The sequence below is a fragment of the Chrysanthemum yellows phytoplasma genome, from assembly GCF_000803325.1.
GTDB classification, from domain to species: domain Bacteria; phylum Bacillota_I; class Bacilli_A; order Acholeplasmatales; family Acholeplasmataceae; genus Phytoplasma; species Phytoplasma asteris.
On record NZ_JSWH01000046.1, the window covers coordinates 1 to 1,607 of the forward strand.

Below are 1,607 nucleotides of genomic sequence, written 5' to 3' on the forward strand. Positions count from 1 at the left end.
ATAATAATTTTAACAACATTAATAATAATATTTAATAACAAAAAAAAGATAATCATTAGCAAAAAAAATAATATGATAGGAGAAAAAAATTGCAAATGAATAATTCAAGCAAACAATCTAAATCATTTAATAATTTAAAATTATCTAAATTTTATTTTTTATTAGTTTTTTCAACTCTCTTTTTTATACATTTTTTTAATTTAGCTACACAAGTGAAGGCTTTAGAATTTGATCCAGAAGACCCATATTTAGAAGATGAAGTAAAAACAAGAAAAGAAAATCAAGAAGTAATGTGGGGTCCAGTATTTAATACCCCTGATCACACTTTAACTAAATGGGACGGTGATGTTAAATTTGTAAAAACTGCAACTGAAACACCAAATAATTTACTTTTGCTTACAAGTAGAGCTTATGATGCACAAAACAATCTTTTGTGGGGTCATGAAGATACTTGGGACGCAGCTTTTTATGAAAATAACAATCAAACAAAAGAACTATATTTTGCACCTGAAAGTACTTCAGAAGCAGACAAGAAAGTTGATTATCAAAATGAATCAACTTGCCATTATTTTTACGATCAAGAAGGATTTGATGATGGAGATTTCAACAGAAAAAGACATTACACATTAGAAGATGATCAATTAAAAGTTGATTGGGCTCATAAAAATACTTATGATTGTGAATATAATAAAGATAAATTACCTAAAAGAAAAAAATATTTTAATGCGATGGTTCCGTTAATTGGCAATTTGTAGCTAATAGTAAAGAATGTACTTTTGATGTTAAATGGACATATGAAAACGGAGAAGCAGTAAGTTTTTCAACAGTTCCAGTTCCCGAAGAAGACCATGCAGCCGAAAATGAATTACAAAATTATAAATTAGAAGCTTATAAATTAGTTCAAGAAGAAGATGTTGTAAAAGTAGTAAATAAATTAATGGCTGATGAAAAATTTCAGACTAAACTTCAAGAAAATGGATTACAAGAAGCATTACAAGAAACAGTAAAAGTATTATTGGATGAAGAAGTTAATAATTTAGTTGTAGCCCCAGTTAAAAAATTATTTAAGGAAAAAGCAACTTTATTTGTTTTGGATGAAGTAGAAAATTATCATACTAAAGCATCTGAAAAAGGCAAACCAAAAGACACAGATTTAGTTGTTAAATTACTTGATGAAGAAGTTAATAAATTCTTTAATAAAGAAGATCAAGAAAAAGTTAAAGAAAATTTATCTCCATTTAAGAGAAAAGTAAATTCATCAGAAAAACTTCCAAAAACAGTTAAAGAATTAGTTAAAGAGGCAACCTTTGAAGTTAAAAAAGTACAAAAAGAAGAACTTGATACAGATGAAATGACAGAGAAATTTAGCGAAGCAGTTAAAAAATTACTTTCAAATACAACTAATGAATTATTATTGCAAGACGACAGAGACAAAAAAGTATTTAAAGATCAAGTTGAAGAACTAAACACAAAAGAAAAACTCCCAAAATCAGCTAAAAAATTAGTTTTACAATTAGTAAAAGAGTATGTTAAAGAACAAGTTTTAGAAAATTTTGATGATGAAGAAGACAAAGGATTAGTAAAAGCTTTTTTTGAAACATTTGTAT

The 1,607-nt window shown here is 26.4% G+C and carries 2 protein-coding genes; both read left to right on the top strand.

All coding sequences use genetic code 11. The annotated features are described in order from the left end of the window. Nucleotides 1–95 precede the first annotated feature (95 nt). Complete coding sequence (locus OL66_RS03590; protein WP_052177928.1) at nt 96–755, top strand: hypothetical protein; 660 nt, start codon at nt 96–98, stop codon at nt 753–755. A 182-nt stretch (nt 756–937) separates the two neighbouring features. Beyond that, on the top strand, nt 938–1,607 hold a 670-nt coding region (locus OL66_RS00730), incomplete at its 3' end, for a hypothetical protein (RefSeq protein ID WP_034172071.1).